At 71.7% G+C, this 18,933-nt stretch carries 16 protein-coding genes and 1 pseudogene; 10 read left to right on the top strand and 7 right to left on the bottom strand.

Annotated features, from left to right (window positions below):
• Positions 1–110: 110 nt before the first annotated feature.
• Positions 111–2,315 (bottom strand): serine/threonine-protein kinase, encoded by a 2,205-nt coding sequence (locus ABT300_RS01095; protein ID WP_351670262.1) that lies wholly within the window; start codon positions 2,313–2,315, stop codon positions 111–113.
• A 270-nt stretch (positions 2,316–2,585) separates the two neighbouring features.
• Here ABT300_RS01095 and ABT300_RS01090 point away from each other — a divergent pair, with 270 nt between their 5' ends.
• Positions 2,586–3,629 (top strand): serine hydrolase domain-containing protein, encoded by a 1,044-nt coding sequence (locus tag ABT300_RS01090; protein WP_351670172.1) that lies wholly within the window; start codon positions 2,586–2,588, stop codon positions 3,627–3,629.
• Between the two features lie 286 nt (positions 3,630–3,915).
• On the opposite strand, the gene ABT300_RS01085 is transcribed toward ABT300_RS01090, so the two are convergent.
• Entirely contained in the window at positions 3,916–5,622 is a 1,707-nt protein-coding gene (locus ABT300_RS01085) for a glycerol-3-phosphate dehydrogenase/oxidase (RefSeq protein WP_351670169.1), read from the bottom strand.
• Positions 5,623–5,916: 294 nt separating this feature from the next.
• Between ABT300_RS01085 and ABT300_RS01080 the strand changes: the two genes are divergently transcribed.
• The gene (locus tag ABT300_RS01080) at positions 5,917–7,125 is read left to right on the top strand and encodes a nucleotide sugar dehydrogenase (RefSeq protein ID WP_351670166.1); all 1,209 of its coding nucleotides are present in this window, start codon (positions 5,917–5,919) and stop codon (positions 7,123–7,125) included.
• 84 nt (positions 7,126–7,209) lie between these two features.
• Here ABT300_RS01080 and ABT300_RS01075 read toward each other — a convergent pair whose 3' ends face one another.
• The 4 genes from ABT300_RS01075 to ABT300_RS01060 form a co-directional block, all read right to left on the bottom strand.
• Positions 7,210–8,334: a GuaB3 family IMP dehydrogenase-related protein gene (locus ABT300_RS01075; RefSeq protein ID WP_351670163.1), complete on the bottom strand. Its 1,125-nt coding sequence runs from the start codon at positions 8,332–8,334 to the stop codon at positions 7,210–7,212.
• 138 nt (positions 8,335–8,472) lie between these two features.
• The gene (gene guaB, locus ABT300_RS01070) at positions 8,473–9,975 is read right to left on the bottom strand and encodes an IMP dehydrogenase (RefSeq protein WP_351670160.1); all 1,503 of its coding nucleotides are present in this window, start codon (positions 9,973–9,975) and stop codon (positions 8,473–8,475) included.
• 209 nt (positions 9,976–10,184) lie between these two features.
• Positions 10,185–10,772: a sigma-70 family RNA polymerase sigma factor gene (locus ABT300_RS01065; RefSeq protein ID WP_057584634.1), complete on the bottom strand. Its 588-nt coding sequence runs from the start codon at positions 10,770–10,772 to the stop codon at positions 10,185–10,187.
• 543 nt (positions 10,773–11,315) lie between these two features.
• On the bottom strand, positions 11,316–11,927 hold the full coding sequence (locus ABT300_RS01060) for a response regulator transcription factor (protein ID WP_003948568.1): 612 nt from the start codon (positions 11,925–11,927) through the stop codon (positions 11,316–11,318).
• Positions 11,928–12,307: 380 nt separating this feature from the next.
• Here ABT300_RS01060 and ABT300_RS01055 point away from each other — a divergent pair, with 380 nt between their 5' ends.
• Entirely contained in the window at positions 12,308–12,637 is a 330-nt protein-coding gene (locus tag ABT300_RS01055) for a WhiB family transcriptional regulator (protein ID WP_057584636.1), read from the top strand.
• Positions 12,638–12,762: 125 nt separating this feature from the next.
• On the opposite strand, the gene ABT300_RS01050 is transcribed toward ABT300_RS01055, so the two are convergent.
• Positions 12,763–13,848, bottom strand: coding sequence for a LysR family transcriptional regulator (locus tag ABT300_RS01050; protein ID WP_351670155.1), 1,086 nt, complete (start codon positions 13,846–13,848; stop codon positions 12,763–12,765).
• 80 nt (positions 13,849–13,928) lie between these two features.
• Between ABT300_RS01050 and ABT300_RS01045 the strand changes: the two genes are divergently transcribed.
• From ABT300_RS01045 to ABT300_RS01015, 7 genes and pseudogenes are all read left to right on the top strand, one after another.
• Positions 13,929–14,597: an MOSC domain-containing protein gene (locus ABT300_RS01045; protein WP_351670152.1), complete on the top strand. Its 669-nt coding sequence runs from the start codon at positions 13,929–13,931 to the stop codon at positions 14,595–14,597.
• A gap of 95 nt (positions 14,598–14,692) precedes the next feature.
• Positions 14,693–15,466 carry an SDR family NAD(P)-dependent oxidoreductase gene (locus tag ABT300_RS01040; protein ID WP_351670149.1) on the top strand — a complete coding sequence of 258 codons (774 nt, stop codon included), beginning with the start codon at positions 14,693–14,695 and terminating at the stop codon, positions 15,464–15,466.
• A 90-nt stretch (positions 15,467–15,556) separates the two neighbouring features.
• The gene (locus ABT300_RS01035) at positions 15,557–16,264 is read left to right on the top strand and encodes an ester cyclase (RefSeq protein ID WP_351670146.1); all 708 of its coding nucleotides are present in this window, start codon (positions 15,557–15,559) and stop codon (positions 16,262–16,264) included.
• A 95-nt stretch (positions 16,265–16,359) separates the two neighbouring features.
• Positions 16,360–16,809: a hypothetical protein gene (locus tag ABT300_RS01030; protein ID WP_351670143.1), complete on the top strand. Its 450-nt coding sequence runs from the start codon at positions 16,360–16,362 to the stop codon at positions 16,807–16,809.
• 40 nt (positions 16,810–16,849) lie between these two features.
• Positions 16,850–17,140 (top strand): annotated as a pseudogene (locus tag ABT300_RS01025) (hypothetical protein); the annotation flags it as partial.
• Positions 17,137–17,643, top strand: a complete 507-nt coding sequence (locus ABT300_RS01020) for a hypothetical protein (protein WP_351670140.1) — start codon at positions 17,137–17,139, stop codon at positions 17,641–17,643. The pseudogene ABT300_RS01025 and the gene ABT300_RS01020, both read left to right, overlap by 4 nt.
• Positions 17,644–18,210: 567 nt before the next feature.
• Positions 18,211–18,819 (top strand): hypothetical protein, encoded by a 609-nt coding sequence (locus tag ABT300_RS01015; RefSeq protein WP_351670137.1) that lies wholly within the window; start codon positions 18,211–18,213, stop codon positions 18,817–18,819.
• Positions 18,820–18,933: the final 114 nt, after the last annotated feature.

Genomic DNA, 18,933 nt, shown 5'->3' with positions numbered 1-18,933 from the left:
CCGCATTGCTCAATGCGTACGGTCCGCGACCACTCACGATACGTGCCGGAGGCAACCTGCAAAGAGGGGATGCCGGATCTCGCCCCCGAACCCGGCCCGCCCGGCGGCCGCTACTTCTTCGGCATGAAGGTGTCCGCCAGCGTCGACCAGGTCGTCGCGCTCAGGTCGGCGCCCCAGGCCGCGGCCTTCGCCGTGTACATCAGCGCGTACCCGAGACCGTCGTTGACCACGAACCCGCGGTCGATGGTGCGGTAGGCCGTCCCGCTCTCCTGGTAGGTGAACTCCCAGTCGGCCGTGTTCCAGCCGCGGTAGTTCACCTGCTCTATGCGGACCTTCTTGTACTGCGAGCGCACCATGTAGCGCTCCTGGCTCTTCCAGTCCGCCACGGGGCTGCCCTTGGGCGTGTTCGTCCAGGCGACGAGCAGCTTCTGCCCGTCCGGCCCGGTGAAGCGGTCTCCCGCGGCGACCGTCTTCTGGTACTTCCACCCCGCGGGCAGCCCGATCGTGTACCCCTGGGCGCCCTTGTACGTCGTCACCGCCGCGCCGTCCTCGCCGGCGCCGGCCCCGGCGCCGCCTGCCGCGGTGGTGTTGCTCGGCGTGGATCCCGACGCCCCGGACTTCGAGGGGTCCTTCGAACCCGCCCCGTCCTTGCGCGTCGTGTCGCCGGTGTTCTGCTTGCTGTCGGAGTCGCCGCTCGCGCTCCCGCCGGCCGCTGCTGTGGAGGCGCCGCCCTTCGCGCCGCCCGCGGAGTCGTCGCCACCGCCGCCGAGCGTGAGGGCCAGCACGGTGCCGAGCACCGCGAGCGCCACGACCACGGCGATGATCACCAGCGTCCGCTTCGGCACCACGTCGGTCAGCGGGGCCCTCGGCACCGACCGCGGAGGCAGGTCCGGAGGCGTCATGACGGGCCAACCCGAACTCCGCCCGCCGCTCTCGCCGTTCCCCCCGGCAGCACTGCCCGGGGCGGACCCGGCGCCCGCGGCTGCGCCCGAACCGGAACGCGCCGCCGGCACGGACGCGGACGCCGCTGCCGCACCGGAACCCGCTCGGCTCGCGATCCCCGAACCCGCCGCGGTACCCGAGGCCGAGGCCGGAGCCGACCGAGGCACGGGGTTGCCGGACCCCTGGACAGCGGGCGCGGCGGTGGACGGCGGAGGCGGCACCGTGGGCGACACGGCGGTGGAAGCGGAACCGGCGCGATGCGACGCACCGCCCCCCTTCGGGGCCTCGCCCGCTCCCCCGGATCCGGAACCGCTCGTCCCGTTGGACGACTTGGCGCGGGCCGCGGCCGCCGAGGTCACCGCCCCCGCCGCCACCGCGACCTTCCGCACGGACCGCAGCGCGCCGCGCAGCTTCTCGCCGGCCTCGGCGCCCGCCGAACTCCCGCCGCCGCCGGGGCCGTCCGGCGACGCCGGCAGCGGCACTGCCTTCGTCGCGTCCGCGGGCTCCGCGTAATGCGGCTCCGGCGCGTGCAGCACCGCGTTGAGCATGGCCCGCGCGCCGGCGTCGTCGAGGCGCCGCGCGGGGTCCTTGGTGAGCAGGCCGTAGATGACGTCCCGCAGTGGGCCCGCGTTCTTCGGCTCCTCCAGCTGTTCCGTCATCACCGCCGTGAGCGTGGCGATGGCGGAGCCCTTGTCGTAGGGGGGCGATCCCTCGACCGACGCGTACAGCAGACCGCCGAGCGACCACAGGTCGGCCGCCGGCCCCGGCTTGTGCCCGCGGGCCCGCTCCGGGGAGATGTAGGAGGGCGCGCCGACGAGCATGCCGGTGGAGGTGATGGACGGATCGCCCTCGACCTGCGCGATGCCGAAGTCCGTGAGCACGACCCGGCCGTCCTCGGCGATCAGCACGTTGGACGGCTTCACGTCCCGGTGCAGGATGCCCTCGCGGTGCGCGGAGCGCAGCACGTCGAGGATGGCCAGCCCGACCTCCGCCGCACGCTTCGGCTCCAGCACGCCGTCCTCACGGATGACCTCGGCGAGCGACTTGCCCTCGACGAGCTCCATGACGATCCACGGCCGGTCGTCCTCCTCGACCACGTCGAAGACCGTCACCGCGCTGTTGTTGCGGATCCGCGCGATGGCCTTGGCCTCGCGCAACGTCCGCGTGATCAGGCGGCGTTTCTCGTCCTCGTCGATGTTCCCCGGGAACCGCAGCTCCTTGACGGCGACCGTGCGTCCGAGGGTCTCGTCCTCGGCGCGCCACACCGTCCCCATGCCGCCGCGGCCGAGTACGTCTCCCAGCCGGTACCGCCCGGCGAGGAGACGTGCGCTCTTGTCCTGACGGGATGCTCCCGCCCGCTCCGCCTCCGACATGCGTCCCCTCATGCAACCCGCCCTGACAGAGCCTCCATTGTCCCTCACCCGACAAGTGCCCGACGCCCAGGGTGCCCCTCACCGCTTCCCGACCGCACCCCAGGAGGGGAGCATTCCGGCCAGAAGGTGCAGCACGCTCCGGCCAATGCGCCGTTCGAGCGCCGGTCAGGGGGCGCGGACCGGGTGAGGAGTGTGCGCCCCGGCCCTGGATGATGGGTGCGACGAACCGACGGGAAAAGAGCCGGGACCGAGGCGAGAGGGGGACCCGCGATGCCCTTGCGGCGAGGCCTTGCGACCTCCCCCCTGGCCCTGGCGCTCCTCGGCCTGTGCACGGTGAGTTCGCAGGCCGCCTCCACTCCGCCCACGGACCTGCTGCTCCCGCTGCTCCTCACCCGGGGCGACGTGCCCGCCGCGGCCATGCTGGCCCGGGAGGAGAGCGGCGCCCGCTACGCCGAAGCGGGCCCGGGCACCTCCCGGTCCGACCGTTTCAGGGCCGGCAGCGTCACGAAGAGCTTCCTCGCGACCGTCGTGCTCCAACTGGCCGAGGAGCACCGGCTCGCGCTGTCCGACACGGTGGAGTCGCATCTGCCGCGACTGGTGCGCGGGGCCGGCAACGACGGGCGCGCGCTGACCCTTCGTTCCCTGCTCACCCACACCAGCGGACTGTACGACTACACCCGGGACACCGCAGGCGCCGCCCCCCTCACTCCGCTCCAAGCCGTCCGCGTCGCTGTCACCCACCCCCCGGCCGACCTCGGCCGCTTCGCCTACTCCAACACCAACTACGTTCTGCTCGGCCTGATCGTCGAGCAGGTCACCGGCCGCTCGTACGCCTCGGAGGCCGAGCGGCGGATCATCGATCCCCTGCGTCTGACGGGCACCTCCTTCCCGGGATCCCGCGTCTCCTTGCCCTCTCCGCACGGCCGCGCCTACGACCCTGACGGCGCCGACGTCACCGAACTCGATCCGCGGGTGGCCGGAGCCGCGGGCGAGCTGGTCTCGACGCTCACCGATCTGGACCGCTTCTACGCGGCGCTGCTGGGCGGCGAGCTGCTGCCCCCGCGCCGGCTGCGCGAGATGCTCGACACCCGTACCGCGCACGGCTCGTACGGCATGGGCCTGTTCCCCGCGAAGCTCCCGTGCGGCGTCACGGTGTGGGGGCACAACGGCCGGATCCCGGGCAGCTACGTGCGCACCGCAGCCACCGCCGACGGCCGGCGTGTCCTCACCTTCCGGGTGAACACGACGGCGATCGCAGATCCCGGCCTGGAACCGGCCCTGCTCGCCGCCGAGTTCTGCCCTCGCAATCCGTAGAACGCCTCGGCGTCGAACGGAGATCCCGAAAGGCATCACCCGTTCGAGTGAAACGCACGCAGGGCCCGAAACAAACCGGCCGACCGGCTGACCAGGGCCCCCGTCGCGGGTGCGGCAGCCCCGCGAGCCCCGACCGCCGCGGGCCGGAGCCGCCGCAGGCCGGAGCCGCCGGGTCCCGTGACAGGCACGACCACGAGCACGAACCGGGCCCGAGCCGTGGCATCCCACGAAGGGCCCCGGCCCCGTTGCAGACAGGAGCCGGAGCCGAGTCGCAGGCGACGGGCCGTCAGAGGGGCACGATGTCCGGCGCGCCCAGTCGCGCCGCGTCCGCCGTCAGGTCGTCGGGCTGACGCTGCGACTCCCGCTCGGCCTCCACCCGCTTCTGGTAGTGCTCGACCTCGCGCTCGATGTGGTCCTTGTCCCAGCCCAGCACCGGCGCCATGAGCTCGGCGGCCTCCAATGCACTGCGGGTGCCGCGGTCGAAGGTCTCGATGGAGATGCGCGTGCGGCGCGTCAGCACGTCGTCCAGGTGCCGTGCCCCCTCGTGCGAGGCGGCGTACACGATCTCGGCGCGCAGATAGTCGTCGGCGAACTGGAGCGGCTCGCCCAGGGAGGGGTCGGCGACGACGAGGTCAAGGACCTCTTCCGCCATCGCCCCGAAGCGGTTGAGCAGATGCTCCACGCGCACCACGTGCAGGCCGGTGCGCGCCGCGATCCGCGCCCGCGCGTTCCACAGCGCCCGGTAACCCTCCGCGCCCAGCAGCGGCACGTCCTCCGTGACGCATTCGGCGACCCGCAGATCGAGTCCGCGCACCGCCTCGTCGACCGCGTCCTTGGCCATCACCCGGTACGTCGTGTACTTGCCGCCTGCGACGACCACGAGTCCCGGCGCCGGATGGGCGACGGTGTGCTCCCGGGAGAGCTTGCTGGTGGCGTCGGACTCGCCCGCCAGCAACGGCCGCAGTCCCGCGTACACGCCCTCCACGTCGTCCCTGGTCAGCGGCACCGCGAGGACCGAGTTCACATGCTCGAGGAGGTAGTCGATGTCGGCGCTGGAGGCGGCCGGGTGGGTCTTGTCGAGATCCCAGTCGGTGTCGGTGGTGCCGATGATCCAGTGCCGGCCCCAGGGGATGACGAAGAGCACGGACTTCTCGGTGCGCAGGATCAGCCCGGAGGAGGAGCTGATGCGGTCCCGCGGCACGACGAGGTGGATGCCCTTGGAGGCGCGGACGTGGAACTGCCCCCGCTCCCCCACCATCGCCTGGGTGTCGTCGGTCCACACACCGGTGGCGTTGACGATCTGCCGGGCGCGGATCTCGTACTCCCCGCCCGCCTCGACGTCCTCCACCCGTGCGCCCACGACGCGTTCGCCCTCCCGCAGGAATCCGGTGACGCGCGCGCAGTTGGCCGCCTTCGCCCCGTAGGACGCCGCGGTGCGCACCAGCGTGGCGACGAAGCGGGCGTCGTCCATCTGGGCGTCGTAGTACTGCAACGCGCCGACGAGGGCGTCCTTCTTCAAGGCCGGCGCCACGCGCAGGGCACGGCGTCGGCTCAGGTGACGGTGCGTCGGCAGCCCGCGACCGTGGCCGCGGGCCATGGACATCGCGTCGTACAGGGCGACGCCCGAGCCCGCGTACAGCCGCTCCCAGCCCTTGTGCTGGAGCGGATACAGGAAGGGCACCGGTTTCACCAGGTGCGGGGCGAGCCGTTCGAGCAGCAGCCCGCGCTCCTTGAGCGCCTCGCGCACCAGCGCGAAGTCGAGCATCTCCAGGTAGCGCAGGCCGCCGTGGATCAGCTTGCTGGACCTGCTCGACGTGCCCGAAGCCCAGTCCCGCGCCTCGACCAGTCCGGTGGACAGGCCGCGCGTCACGGCGTCCAGCGCCACGCCGGCGCCCACCACTCCGGCACCCACCACCAGCACGTCCAGTTCACGCTCGGCCATCGCCGCCAGTGACTCGGCTCGTTGCGCCGGCCCCAGTGTCGCTGTCCTCACCGCTGCCTCCCGCTGTCGGTCGTGCCGGCCGCGCCCGTCGGGGCGAGACCCCGTCCGTATCCCCCATGCCCAGATTCTGACCGCGCTGCGCCACTTCAGCCACCAGGGGCCTGAGCCTGTGGACAACTCCCACGGAACCCGACCGCCCCGTCGGGGAACACGGCCGGTCAACACAGTCGATCAATCCCGCATAACGGTCATATTTACTCCTAGTCTGACATTGCGCTCGCCCATCCTGTCCACCGGGCTTGCGCACCTGTCCCACCTCGGTTATTGGGAAGGACGGCATACGCCATGCCCGCAGATCTCGCCGTCATCGGACTCGGCCCGCTCGGCCTCCCCCTGGCCCAGGCCGCCGTGGCCGCCGGCATCCCCACCGTCGGCTACCGCACCGGCCCCGAGGCGGGCTCGCTGAGTCCCGCCGAACTGCGCCGGATGCTCTCGGGGGGCTTCCGGACCGCCGCCAACCCCGCCGAGCTGGGCCGGGTGCGCACCGCCGTCATCTGCGCCCCCACCCCACGCGACGCGGACGGCCGTCTCGACCTGAGCCAGATGGAGGCGGCCGCCCGCACCCTCGCCGGGCACCTGCGGCCGCACACCACCGTGATCCTGGAGTCAGCCGTGTACCCCGGCGCCACGGAGGAATTCCTGCTGCCGCTGCTGGAGGAGACGTCCGGCCTGCGCGCGGGCCGCGACTTCCACCTCGCCTACTCGCCGAGCCGGATCGACCCCGGCAGTCGTGCCTTCACCCCGGCCAACACGCCGAAGGTCATCGGGGGCCTCACCCCCGCCTGCACCGAGTCGGCCGCCGCCTTCTACGGCCGGCTCACGGACAAGGTGGTACGCGCGCGTGGGCTGCGGGAGGCCGAGACCGTGCAGCTCCTGGAGACCAACTTCCGGCACGTCAACATCGCCCTCGTCAACGAGATGGCCGTCCTCTGCCACGACCTGGGCGTCGACCTGTGGGACGTCGTCCGCTGCGCGGAGACCAAGCCCTTCGGCTTCGAGGCCTTCCGCCCCGGCCCCGGCGTCGGCGGCCACTCCGTCCCCCTGGACCACGTCGGCCGGCCCGGCAGCCCGCTGCGCATGGTGGAACTGGCCCGGCAGGTCAACAACCACATGCCCCGCTACGTCGTCCAGCGCGCCGCCGCCCTCCTCAACGAGCACGGCAAATCGGCGCGCGGCGCGCGCGTGCTGCTGCTCGGCGTCACCTACAAGGCCGACCTCGCCGACGAGCAGGGAGCCCCCGCGCGTGAGATCGCGGTCCGCCTGACGGAGCTCGGCGCCGCCGTCAGCTACCACGACCCGCACGTCCCGTCCTGGAGCGTCCTGGACCGCCCGGTGCCGCGCGCCGACTCCCTCTACGAGGCCGCGGCCGACGCCGACATCACGATCCTTCTCCAGCAGCACCGGACGTACGACCTCCAGGGCCTGTCGGTGAAGGCGCAACTCCTGCTGGACACGCGGGGCGCCACGCCCACGGGGGCGGCGCACCGGCTGTGAACGGGGGAGCATACGCCGGCAGGGGCCGGTCACCTCGCTCGGGTGAGGTGACCAGCCCCTGTCGGCGTGTGTGTGGGGGGGTGCCTACCGTCGGTGCACCGAGTCCGCGACGGTGACCTCGACGCGCTGGAACTCCTTCAGTTCGCTGTAGCCGGTCGTGGCCATGGCGCGGCGCAGGGCGCCGAAGAAGTTCATCGAGCCGTCGGGGGTGTGCGAGGGGCCCGTCAGGACCTCCTCGATCGTGCCGACCGTGCCGAGGTCGACCTTCTTGCCGCGCGGCAGCTCCTCGTTGACGGCCTCCATGCCCCAGTGGTTGCCGCGGCCCGGCGCGTCGGTCGCGCGCGCGAGCGGCGAGCCCATCATCACCGAGTCGGCGCCGCAGGCGATCGCCTTGGGGAGGTCACCGGACCAGCCGACGCCGCCGTCCGCGATGACGTGCACGTACCGGCCGCCGGACTCGTCCATGTAGTCGCGGCGCGCGGCGGCCACGTCAGCGACCGCGGTCGCCATCGGGACCTGGATGCCGAGCACGCTGCGGGTGGTGTGCGCCGCGCCGCCGCCGAAGCCGACGAGGACGCCCGCCGCGCCCGTGCGCATCAGGTGCAGCGCCGCCGTGTAGGTGGCGCAGCCGCCGACGATCACGGGGACGTCGAGCTCGTAGATGAACTGCTTGAGGTTCAGCGGCTCGTGCGAGCCGGAGACGTGCTCCGCCGACACCGTCGTGCCGCGGATGACGAAGATGTCCACGCCCGCGTCGACGACGGCCTTGGAGAACTGGGCCGTGCGCTGCGGGGAGAGCGCGGCGGCGGTGACCACGCCCGAGTCGCGCACCTCCTTGATGCGCTGCCCGATCAGCTCCTCCTTGATGGGAGCCGCGTAGATCTCCTGGAGGCGACGGGTGGCGGTGTCCGCGTCCAGCTCGACGATCTCGTCCAGCAGCGGCTGCGGGTCCTCGTGCCGGGTCCACAGACCCTCGAGGTTGAGGACGCCGAGACCGCCGAGCTCACCGATGCGGATCGCGGTGGCCGGGGAGACGACCGAGTCCATGGGGGCGGCCAGGAAGGGCAGCTCGAAGCGGTAGGCGTCGATCTGCCAGGCGATCGAGACCTCCTTCGGGTCCCGCGTACGGCGGCTGGGGACGACGGCGATGTCGTCGAAGGCGTACGCCCGGCGGCCGCGCTTGCCGCGCCCGATCTCGATCTCAGTCACGTGTGTGGCCTTTCCCTGATGCGTTGCAGCGTCTTCCAGTATCGCCGACGGCCACGACAAGGGCGGCCCCGGATGTCCCGGGACCGCCCTTGTCGTGTCTCACGCGCGCGTGAGCGCCTGCTCGTCGCTCGCGGTCGCCTACTTGCTGCTGTAGTTCGGCGCCTCGACCGTCATCTGGATGTCGTGCGGGTGGCTCTCCTTGAGACCCGCGGAGGTGATCCGCACGAAGCGGCCCTTGGTCTCCATCTCCTCGATGGTGGCGGCGCCCACGTAGCCCATGGTCTGGCGCAGACCGCCGACGAGCTGGTGCAGCACGTTGCCGAGCGGGCCGCGGTAGGGCACCTGGCCCTCGATGCCCTCGGGCACGAGCTTGTCGTCGGCCGCGACCTCCGCCTGGAAGTAGCGGTCCTTGGAGTACGACTTGGCCTGGCCGCGGGACTGCATGGCGCCCAGCGAGCCCATGCCGCGGTACGACTTGAACTGCTTGCCGTTGATGAACTGCAGCTCGCCCGGCGACTCCTCGCAGCCGGCGAGGAGGCTGCCCAGCATCACCGTGTCGGCGCCGGCGGCCAGCGCCTTGCCGATGTCGCCGGAGTACTGCAGGCCGCCGTCGCCGATCAGCGGGATGCCCGCCGGACGGGCCGCGAGGGACGCCTCGTAGATGGCCGTGACCTGCGGGACGCCGATGCCGGCGACCACCCGGGTGGTACAGATCGAGCCGGGTCCGACGCCGACCTTGATGCCGTCCACGCCCGCGTCGATCAGGGCCTGGGCGCCGTCACGGGTGGCGACGTTGCCGCCGATGACGTCCACGCGGACGCTCGACTTGATCTTCGACATCCAGCTGAGGGCGTTGCTGTTGTGGCCGTGGGAGGTGTCGACGACCAGGAAGTCCACGCCGGCCTCGGCGAGGGCCTGGGCGCGCTCCAGCGCCTCGGGGCTGGCGCCGACGGCCGCGCCGACGAGCAGCCGGCCCTCGCCGTCCTTGGCGGCCCGGGGGTACTTCTCGGCCTTGACGAAGTCCTTGACGGTGATGAGGCCCCTGAGGAGACCCGCCTCGTCGACCAGCGGAAGCTTCTCGATCTTGTGCTTGCGCAGCAGCTCCATCGCCTCGACGCCGGAGATGCCCACCTTGCCGGTGACCAGCGGCATCGGCGTCATGACCTCGCGCACCTGACGCGAGCGGTCGGACTCGAAGGCCATGTCGCGGTTGGTGACGATGCCGAGCAGCTTGCCGCCGCCGTCGGTGACCGGCACACCGCTGATGCGGAACTTGGCGCACAGGGCGTCCGCCTCGGCGAGCGTCGCGTCCGGGTTCACCGTGATCGGGTCGGTGACCATGCCGGACTCGGAACGCTTCACGAGGTCGACCTGGTTGACCTGGTCCTCGATGGAGAGGTTGCGGTGCAGCACGCCCACACCGCCCTGCCGGGCCATCGCGATCGCCATGCGCGACTCGGTCACCTTGTCCATCGCCGCCGACAGCAGCGGGATGTTGACACGAACATTGCGAGAAATGCGGGACGAGGTGTCGACCGCGTTGGGGAGCACCTCGGATGCGCCCGGCAGCAGCAGCACGTCGTCGTAGGTGAGCCCGAGGGTCGCGAATTTGGCGGGCACTCCGTCGACGTTTGCAGTCATGACACCTTCCCCAAATGGCCTTGATCGGTGCGGATGTCCATGCTAACGGGAAGCGCACCGCCCGAATTCCACGGAAGAGCGTGACTCCGGGCTTCGTATGTTCGTACGGAGAACGCGACCCGCGTGTTCAACCGACGTGTTCAGCGGACGACCGACCGACGGCGAAAGCGCTCTCTCCGGGGCGACTTCCGCCCGCCCGGCGGCCCGCCCTACTGCTCGGCGAGCGCCCGCAGCCGGCTCAGCGCCCGGTGCTGGGCCACCCGGACCGCCCCGGGTGACATTCCCAACATCTGGCCGGTCTCCTCCGCGGTGAGACCCACCGCGATGCGCAGCAGCAGCAGCTCCCGCTGGTTCTCGGGCAGGTTGGCCATGAGCTTCTTGGCCCATTCGGCGTCGCTGCTGAGCAGGGCGCGCTCCTCGGGGCCGAGGGAGTCGTCGGGCCGTTCCGGCATCTCGTCGGAGGGGACCGCCGTCGAGCCCGGGTGGCGCATGGCCGCCCGCTGCAGGTCGGCGACCTTGTGGGCGGCGATGGCGAAGACGAAGGCCTCGAAGGGCCGGCCGGTGTCCCGGTAGCGGGGCAGGGCGAGGAGGACCGCGACGCAGACCTCCTGCGCGAGGTCCTCCACGAAGTGGCGCGCGTCGCCGGGCAGCCGGGACAACCGGGTACGGCAGTAGCGCAGCGCCAGAGGGTGGACGTGGGCCAGCAGGTCATGCGTGGCCTGCTCGTCGCCGTCCACGGCGCGATGGACGAGTGCCCCGATCGTCCCCACGGCAGTGACCGCCTCGTCATCGCGCATCGGTCCATGGTGCACTGCGGCCGGACCGGCCGCGGCACCGTGCCCGTCGTTGTGCACCGAAGCGTTATGAGCAGGTGCGCCGGATGTCATCCCCTGCGCCCTCCCCTTCCGCTCGACCGACTCGTCCCCGAGGAACTCCACACCTCAAGGATGCGGCATCCGCGGCGAAACGAGCAGCGGGCGTCCGCTGGGGCCCCGCGCCGCACCCGTCCGATGTGCGGCGGCAAGGGGTTTCACCCGGCCTTCGGATCGCCTCTGACCAGGGAGGTTCGCGCATGAGCCCACTCCCCTCAGTGAAATGACCGATGTCACGCGCGTCCGGAGCGGACCACCGGACGCCGGTCGCGCAGCCACCACCAGTCACGCAGTCTCCGGGTCGAAGCTGCGACACCGGCGGTCCGAGGCCGGAAGGCCAGAGTGCCCGAAGGCCAGAGTGCCGGAAGGCCTGAACGCCCGGCGACCGACCGGGGCCGTGAGGCCGCCGGTCCGGCACCGCACGGCGCGGCCGGGACCGGGCCCCGGCGGCGACGGTCGGGGATCTGCCTAGCGGACCAGGCCCCAGCGGAAGCCGAGGGCCACCGCGTGTGCGCGGTCCGAGGCGCCGAGCTTCTTGAACAGCCGTCGGGCGTGCGTCTTGACGGTGTCCTCGGAGAGGAACAGCTCACGGCCGATCTCCGCGTTCGAGCGGCCGTGGCTCATGCCTTCGAGGACCTGGATCTCACGCGCGGTGAGCGTGGGCGCCGCGCCCATCTCGGCCGAGCGCAGCCGCCGCGGGGCGAGCCGCCAGGTGGGGTCGGCGAGGGCCTGCGTGACGGTCGCCCGCAGCTCCGCGCGCGAGGCGTCCTTGTGCAGGTAGCCGCGAGCGCCGGCCGCGACCGCGAGGGCCACGCCGTCCAGGTCCTCCGCGACGGTCAGCATGATGATGCGGGCGCCGGGGTCGGCGGACAGCAGCCGCCGTACGGTCTCGACGCCGCCCAGTCCGGGCATGCGCACGTCCATCAGAATCAGGTCCGAGCGGTCGGCCCCCCAGCGGCGGAGGACTTCCTCGCCGTTGGCCGCCGTCGTCACGCGCTCGACGCCGGGCACGGTCGCGACCGCGCGGCGGAGCGCCTCTCGGGCAAGCGGGGAGTCGTCGCAGACGAGGACGGAAGTCATGGCCGCCCTCCGCAGCTGATGCGCGTCACCTTGTGCCTCCAGGCTGGTACGAAATCGTCACCTGTGCGGTCGACCGTCTCGGACGCCTGCCCGAGCGTTTGTCTTCTCAACCGCTACCGCACACTCAACGATGGTCACTCGAAAGAGTTACGGGGCTGCGTGCATTCTTCGGCACTCTACGTGAGGGCGCGGACACAGAGGAGTCAGGCACACGGACCCTCAAGCTTTCATCACATGCGGTGCCCCATTCGGCCTCATTTCTTCCCTTTTACTGGTGTCTGAGGCTAGATTCGCAATGAGTCATATTTTCATCTCCTTAGATCGTAGTTGTACGGTCGTGGGCACGGTATCCGCTCTGAACGGCTACAAGGGGTCACGCAATGGCAGATTTCTCCCGCCTTCCCGGACCGAACGCGGATCTGTGGGACTGGCAGCTTCTCGCTGCCTGCCGCGGAGTGGACAGCTCGCTCTTCTTCCATCCGGAGGGCGAGCGCGGGGCGGCTCGGAGCGCTCGAGAGAACTCGGCCAAGGAGGTCTGCATGAGGTGCCCGGTCCGCGCGCAGTGCGCGGCGCACGCGCTGGCGGTGCGCGAGCCGTACGGCGTGTGGGGCGGGTTGACCGAGGACGAGCGCGAAGAGCTCATGGGGCGGGCGCGCAACCGCCTGGTCTCGGCGTCGTCGGGCGCGAGGGACACCGCCTCGAACACATGAAGGAACGTTTCTTCAGAAACGGGGGCATGCGCGTCTGCAGAAACGAGGGCACGCGTCTTCAGAAGGCACGCGTCTTCAGGAACGAGGGCACGCGCGCGTGCCCTCCGCTTCTCCCACCGGCCCTCTCATGAGGAGGCCGCGGCCCGCCTCAGCTGCTCCAGGGTGGCCGTCACCGCCGGCACGTGGGCCAGGTCGGGCAGGGTGAGCGCGACGATCTCCCGTCGGACCGCCGGTTCCAGCGTCAGCGCCCGGACGCCGCGGGGGCGTACGGAGTCGATCGCGAGCTGCGGCAGCACGGCGACGCCGAGACCGGCGCCGACCAGGCCGACCACCGCCGGGTAGTCGTCCGTCGCGAAGTCGATGCGGGGCGTGAAGCCCGCGCTCTCGCACACATGGACCAGCTGGCCGCGGCAGCGCGGGCAGCCGGCGATCCACGGCTCGTCGGCGAGGTCGCCGATGGCGACGGCGTCCGAGGACCCGATGCGTGCGAGACGGTGCCGCTCGGGGACGAGGGCCACCAGACGGTCCGTCAGCAGCGGCCGCACGACCAGGTCGTCCCATTCGTCGTCGCCGCAGTCCCCGGAGCCGGCGGCGCCCGCGCGGATCGGGCCGACGGCGCCCGAGCGGACCGGGGCGGCGGCGCCCGAGCGGACCGGGCCCGTGCCGACCGGGCCGGGGCCGACCGTGGGGGCCTTGCCGGGGCCGGCCTCGTGTGCGACGCCGGGGGTCGTGCGCTCGTGGACGCCGGGGGTCGCGCGTTCGTAGCGGAAGGCGAGGGCGATGTCGCAGTCGCCCTCGCGCAGCAGCCGCACCGACTGCGGGGGCTCCGCCTCCTCGAGGGAGACGCGGGTGCCGGGGTGGGCGGCGCGCAGAGCTGCGAGGGCGGTCGGGACGAGGGTGGAACTGCCGCTGGGGAAGGACACCAGGCGGACCCGGCCGGCGCGCAGGCCCGCGATGGCCGCGACCTCCTCCTCCGCCGCGGTGAGGCCCGACAGGATCCCGGCCGCGTGCCGGACGAGGGCCTCGCCTGCCTGGGTCAGCCGCATCCCGCGACCGTTGCGGACGAGCAGCGGGGTGCCGACGGATGCTTCCAGGGCCTTCATCTGCTGACTGACGGCCGGCTGGGTGCAGCCCAGTTCCCGCCCGGCCGCCGAGAAGGAGCCGGTGGCGGCGACGGCGCGCAGGACGCGGAGATGACGGGCCTCGATCATCCACCGAGCATAAGGGAGGCTTGGGTTGCCGAGCGAATAATGCGTCGACACTTTGATGTCCGGTCGCCTATCGTGCCGCCATGAGGCTTCTGTCCGTCAATGTGGGCCGCCCGACGGCCGTGTCGTACACCGACCAGCCCCAGGGCCTGACCGGCATCGACAAACAGCCGGTCGAGGGGCCCGTGCGGGTGTCCGCGCCCGGTCCGAAGGGCGTCGGCGCGAGCGGCCTGGCCGGGGACGCGGTGTGCGACCTGCGCCATCACGGCGGCGACGACCAGGCGGTGTACGCCTTCGCGCGCGAGGACCTCGACGCGTGGGAGCGCGAGCTGGGGCGCACGCTGGCCTCCGGCGCGTTCGGCGAGAACCTCACCACGACGGGGCTCGACGTGTCCGGCGCGCGGATCGGCGAGCGCTGGCGGATCGGCTCCGAGGTGGTGCTTGAGGTGAGCGCGGGGCGGATACCGTGCCTGACCTTCCAGGGGCATCTGGGCGAGCGGCGCTGGGTCCGGCGGTTCACGGAGAAGGCGGCCACGGGCGCGTACCTGCGGGTGATCGTGCCGGGCGAGATCCGCGCGGGGGACGCGGTGGAGATCGTCCACCTGCCGGATCACGAGGTGACGGCCCGTATGCAGTTCCAGGCCGTCACCACGCACCGGGAGCTGCTGCCCCGGACGCTCGCGGCGGGCGCGGCCCTGCATCCGGAGACGGTGGCCGCCGCCCGGAAGTATCTGGCGCGGCACGGAGGGTGACGCCCTCACGGTGAGCGGCGCTCACGCGACCTTCACCTTCGGGAGGCCGCGTGCAGAGAAGGGACGCACCCGCTCCGGATCACTAACCTTCTGTCATGACAACGGCTCTCATCACGGGTTCGACCGCGGGCATCGGCGCCGCGTTCGCCCGCAGACTGGCGGCGGACGGGCATGATCTCGTCCTCGTCGCACGGGACACCAAGCGGCTGCGCGAGCAGGCGACCGAGTTGCACGACCGGCACGGCATCGAGGCGGAGGTGCTGACGGCCGACCTGTCGACGGACGTGGGCATCGAGGCGGTGGCCGTCCGGCTCGGGGACCGCAAGAAGCCCGTCGACCTGCTGGTCAACAACGCAGGCTTCGGCAACAAGGGCCGCTACCTCGACGTCTCCATGGCCGACGAGCTGACCATGCTCAAGGTGCACTGCGAGGCGGTGCTGCGGCTGACGTCCGCGGCGGCGGCCACGATGCGCGAGCGGGGGCGCGGGGGCGTCGTCAACGTGGCCTCGGTGGCGGCGTTCGTGCCGCGCGGGACGTACGGGGCGTCCAAGGCGTGGGTCGTGCAGTTCACGCAGGGCGCGGCGAAGGACCTGGCCGGGACGGGCGTGCGTCTGATGGCCCTGTGCCCGGGCTTCGTCCGCACGGAGTTCCACGAGCGGGCCGGGATGGGCACGGACAACATCCCCGGGTGGATGTGGCTGGACGCGGACAAGCTGGTCGCGGCGGCGCTGCAGGATCTGGCGCGCGGGAAGTCGGTGTCGATCCCCGACCCGCGGTACAAGGCGCTGATGGGGCTGGTGAAGGTGACCCCCCGGGGGCTGCTGGGCGGCGTCAGCTCGCGGACGGGACGCAAGTACGGGCCCCAGTAGCGGGCCCGCGGGCGGACGGGTGGCGTCGGCGCTCCGGTGGGAAGATGGGCGTGTCCGAACACCGGATCCAGGGGGGCCGGAGGCGACGTCATGACGTTCGTACAGCTCATCGACTGCAGGACGAGCCGGTTCGACGAGATGGACCGGCTGATGGACACATGGGTCGAGCAGACCAAGGGAAAGCGGACCGCCACGCACGCGGTGGTCGGCAAGGACCGCTCGGACGCTTCGCACTTCATCGAGATCGTGGAGTTCCCCTCGTTCGAGGAGGCGATGCGGAACTCGAACCTTCCGGAGACCGGCAAGATCTTCCAGGAACTGGTCGCGCTGTGCGACGAGATGCCCACGTTCACCGATCTCGACGTCGTGCGGGACGATCAGCTGTACGCGGCGACGGCGCGGCGGTTCCTGGAGACGCTGGCCGCCCCGGGTGAGCTGGCGCCGCTCGACGGTCTGCTGGCGCAGGACTACCACCACCATGACCCGTCCAATGTGCAGGACGTGATCGGCATGGACGCGATGCGGCGCGAGGTCGAGATGTGGCGCGCCGGCTTCGCCGTCACGTTCACCGTCGAGGACCAGATCTCCGAGGACGACCGCGTGTGCACCCGCTGGACGTTCGACGCGACGCACCACGGCGAGTTCATGGGCCTCGCGCCCACCGGCCGGGACGTCACCATGACCGGGACGACCATCTGCCGGTTCGACGACGACGGCAGGATCGCCGAGGCCTGGTGGCAGTACGACCGCCTCGGTCTGATGGCCCAGCTGGGAGCACTGGACGCGCTGGAGACCTGACGGCACGACGTCCGACGCCGCCCGCCTGGGAAAAAGCCCCCGTTCCACACCGCACACAGGAACGGCGGCCTTTCGCTCAGCGTTGCCCTGCCGCGGTGCACCGCCCGTGGTCACGGGAGCCGACCAGGATTTCCGCGCTGGCAGGGGAGGCCCCGGGCTCTGTCCATCGGGGCCCGTACGAGTTGGCGGCCGACGGAGGGGGCGGAGCGCCCGGCAAGGACTTCGCGTCGGCCCCCGCCCGGAAGAGGGCCGCGGCCAAGGCGATCGAGGAGCACCTGGAGCCGGACACCTCGAAGGCAGGCGCCAAGGCAGCCGAAAGCACCGGTGCGGCCGTGACCGCGTTCGGCCAGGGTGACGGCGAAGACTGGCTCACCGGCCAGGCTTTAAAGACCGCGAAGGAGACATGGAGCCAACAGCTCACCACGCTGATGAATCGCCTCGGGTCGGAGAAGGCGGCTCTGCGCGCCACAGGCCTGTTGCTCCAGAGCACGGACACCGGCGTGGGATCGGGGATCCGGAATTCCTCCGTACTGGACGCGTTCTGATTGACCCTCAAATCACCACTTAGCGCGCGGAGTTCGCTTTGGCGTGGACGGCAAGCCCAAGGTCTCGCTCGACTACCAGGTCAACGTGTGGGACAGATACAACTGGGACGCCGGCAAGTCGACCACGTTCCCCGGCGGCGTCGTGATCCCCGACGCCGAGATGGGGCGTCTGCACAAGACGGGTCTCGCTCAGGAATTCGACATGCGCGGCAGCAGCTCCACCTACACGTACGACCTGAACAGCGGCACACCCGCCACGACGGCCCCGCCGGACCAGGGCCGCGAAGGCACCCGCGGGGATGTCTCCCGGGGCGACGAGGAGAACCGGTGACGATCCGACGTGGCGCCCACATGCTGGCGGCGCTGACAACCGCCCTCCTCCTCGTCTCGTGCTCCGGAGGCGACCAGGGCGCTCGCCGCGTGACCGAGGGACGCGACTATCAGTGGGACAAGAAGGCCGGCGCCTTGGACGCGTCCGCGTTCATGAACGTGGCGGTGCCGGAGGACGCCACACAGATCAAAGGTGCCATCCAGCTCAACCCCCAAGAGGACGTCTACCTCCTCACCTTCGTCACCAGCGAGAAGACCGCCGAGGGCATCGCGCAGGACCTCCGCTCCGAAGAGCCCCTGCGCGTGAGGAAAGGGGACTCCGCCGAGGGGGAGCGCTTCGGGCACCTGGGGCTGCCCGAGCCGCAGACGTTGAAGGGAGCACGCTGGGCCGGGGTGTGCCCGCCCTGCGTGAACGACCACCGCCGCAAGAAGGTGCAGTGGATCGACGTCTACGTCGACACACTGGAAGGCGATCGGGCGCGGGTTTATCTTCAGGCGTTCTGAGTGGTCCGCGAGGCATGAGGGAGGGGCGGCCGGTCGCCTGACGCCGGCATGCTCGCATGCCTCGCCCTATGGGTGCCGAACTGCCTCAACTCCCCCGCCCTCGTGCGGTTTCCGGGGTCCTGTCGGCGTCGTGAAGCCCCGGTGCGCAGGTCGGGCCGGGCCTCGCCGGCTGCCGGTGCGGGCAGGGCCGGGATGCGTCGGCGGGGCGGGGTGGGGCCGGTGGGGTGGACGGCGCCGAGGAGCGAGGGGCACCCGGATCGCCTATCGTGGAATGCGGTGAGCCGAACGGGACTCACCCTGCCGGGGCGATCTGGTTCGCATTCCCCGACGACACATCTCATCCCGTGGCCGTGAGTACGCCGGCCGCCATGTCCCGCATCCGCAGCGCGTCCACCGGTGAGCGCTGTGCCGACCGACTCCGACCACCAGCACGGCCGCCGCGCCCTATCACGCCGTCCGAAGGGTCACCCCGATCCGTTCGCGGCATCGGCGGCCTCCGCGGACGGATGGGGCCCCGCAAAGGGTCCACGGCCGCGGTCGCGGGCGAATCGAGGAACGGAGACACCCATGGCAATGCTCCGCCTGACCATGAAGGCCGCGTTGTGTGCGCTCGTCGCGTTGATGATGGCCGCCGTCTGGGCCCAACCGGCGAACGCGTGGACCTGGGCCACCAGGGTGACCGTGTACAACGGCGGCGGCCTGTGCGTCCAGGGAAGCGCGGGCATCGATCACCGACGACCCGGCGCGTTCTCCGGCAACCTCGCCTACGCGAACACCTACGCGCTGAACTCGGGCTGCTGGACAGGTCAGACCAGGCCGGACGGCTGGGCCGCCGCGCGAGCCACCGTCTACCGGTGGAACGGCTCCGCCTGGGAGGTGTGCCGCACCAGCGCCTGGAAGTACGGCGCCACGGGGCAGGCGGGCGGCGAGTTCCCCGGACCGTACGGCCCTGAGCAGGTGTACGACTGGGGCGGTTGGCAGTCCTGCGGAGCGGGCTATTACGGGACGGTCGCCTCGGCGTACGTCTGGGACGGCTCCGCCTGGCGCGGCGGCGACGTCTGGTCGGGCTACGAGTTCGCCTCGTCCGCCGGGCTCCGGAACAGCCGGCCGTCCGAGCCCGACACCAGTCCCACGCCGCCTTCCTCCCGGCCGCCGGCGGAGGCGGGAACCCGGTAGGCGCCGGCAGCCGGAGCGCGCCGCAACTCCCCAGCCGTGTCCGGCGGACCCACGAGGACCGCCGGACACGCGACCGTGCGGTGACGGGGCGCGCCCTTCGGGTGGCCTCGTTCA

This window comes from Streptomyces sp. NPDC001027 (assembly GCF_040299045.1).
GTDB lineage: Bacteria > Actinomycetota > Actinomycetes > Streptomycetales > Streptomycetaceae > Streptomyces.
The sequence above is the reverse complement of the archived record's forward strand: the minus strand, read 5'-3'. Positions and strand labels throughout refer to the sequence as shown.

Coding starts and splice junctions, on each gene's coding strand:
- ABT300_RS01095 (WP_351670262.1), bottom strand. CDS start 2,315: ATGTCGGAGGCGGAGCGGGCGGGAGCATCCCGTCAGGACAAGAGCGCA.
- ABT300_RS01090 (WP_351670172.1), top strand. CDS start 2,586: ATGCCCTTGCGGCGAGGCCTTGCGACCTCCCCCCTGGCCCTGGCGCTC.
- ABT300_RS01080 (WP_351670166.1), top strand. CDS start 5,917: ATGCCCGCAGATCTCGCCGTCATCGGACTCGGCCCGCTCGGCCTCCCC.
- guaB (WP_351670160.1), bottom strand. CDS start 9,975: ATGACTGCAAACGTCGACGGAGTGCCCGCCAAATTCGCGACCCTCGGG.
- ABT300_RS01065 (WP_057584634.1), bottom strand. CDS start 10,772: ATGCGCGATGACGAGGCGGTCACTGCCGTGGGGACGATCGGGGCACTC.
- ABT300_RS01060 (WP_003948568.1), bottom strand. CDS start 11,927: ATGACTTCCGTCCTCGTCTGCGACGACTCCCCGCTTGCCCGAGAGGCG.
- ABT300_RS01055 (WP_057584636.1), top strand. CDS start 12,308: ATGGCAGATTTCTCCCGCCTTCCCGGACCGAACGCGGATCTGTGGGAC.
- ABT300_RS01050 (WP_351670155.1), bottom strand. CDS start 13,848: ATGATCGAGGCCCGTCATCTCCGCGTCCTGCGCGCCGTCGCCGCCACC.
- ABT300_RS01045 (WP_351670152.1), top strand. CDS start 13,929: ATGAGGCTTCTGTCCGTCAATGTGGGCCGCCCGACGGCCGTGTCGTAC.
- ABT300_RS01040 (WP_351670149.1), top strand. CDS start 14,693: ATGACAACGGCTCTCATCACGGGTTCGACCGCGGGCATCGGCGCCGCG.
- ABT300_RS01035 (WP_351670146.1), top strand. CDS start 15,557: ATGACGTTCGTACAGCTCATCGACTGCAGGACGAGCCGGTTCGACGAG.
- ABT300_RS01015 (WP_351670137.1), top strand. CDS start 18,211: ATGGCAATGCTCCGCCTGACCATGAAGGCCGCGTTGTGTGCGCTCGTC.